Genomic DNA, 833 nt, shown 5'->3' on the forward strand with positions numbered 1-833 from the left:
GGCGTAAGCCGTCTTCATGGATTTAAATCCCAGCGTGGCGCCGATTATCCGTTTCAGTTTGCCATGATCGCATTCAATCACGTTGTTCCGGTACTTAATCTGTCGGTGTTCAACGTCAGACGGGCACCGGCCTTCGCGTTTGAGCAGAGCAAGCGCGCGACCATAGGCGGGCGCTTTATCCGTGTTGATGAATCGCGGGATCTGCCACTTCTTCACGTTGTTGAGGATTTTACCCAGAAACCGGTATGCAGCTTTGCTGTTACGACGGGAGGAGAGATAAAAATCGACAGTGCGGCCCCGGCTGTCGACGGCCCGGTACAGATACGCCCAGCGGCCATTGACCTTCACGTAGGTTTCATCCATGTGCCACGGGCAAAGATCGGAAGGGTTACGCCAGTACCAGCGCAGCCGTTTTTCCATTTCAGGCGCATAACGCTGAACCCAGCGGTAAATCGTGGAGTGATCGACATTCACTCCGCGTTCAGCCAGCATCTCCTGCAGCTCACGGTAACTGATGCCGTATTTGCAGTACCAGCGTACGGCCCACAGAATGATGTCACGCTGAAAATGCCGGCCTTTGAATGGGTTCATGTGCAGCTCCATCAGCAAAAGGGGATGATAAGTTTATCACCACCGACTATTTGCAACAGTGCCGTCCAGCGGATATCAGCGCTGAAAGATGATGGCTGAGCGTGGAGGCAGGAATCTCAAGGTGCTTCTGCAGTTCGCCAACCGGCAGGCCTTCATGACCCGCCCTGACCAGCTCCCGGTATATGCTGAGACGTGTCGGGTGGCCCAGTTCTCGAAGTGCGTTTGCAGCAGTGTTTAAATCC

Annotated in this window: 2 protein-coding genes; both read right to left on the minus strand. The window is 54.5% G+C overall.

Annotated elements, in window-relative coordinates; translation table 11 throughout:
- Nucleotides 1–591 (minus strand): IS6-like element IS26 family transposase (locus H9Y04_RS45805; protein ID WP_032716457.1); only part of this gene is annotated, 591 nt, incomplete at its 3' end.
- 46 nt (nt 592–637) lie between these two features.
- The coding region (locus H9Y04_RS45810; protein WP_268980584.1) for an ArsR/SmtB family transcription factor at nt 638–833 on the minus strand (196 nt) is incomplete at its 5' end.

It is taken from the genome of Streptomyces polyasparticus (genome assembly GCF_014493765.1).
Taxonomy (GTDB): domain Bacteria; phylum Actinomycetota; class Actinomycetes; order Streptomycetales; family Streptomycetaceae; genus Streptomyces; species Streptomyces polyasparticus.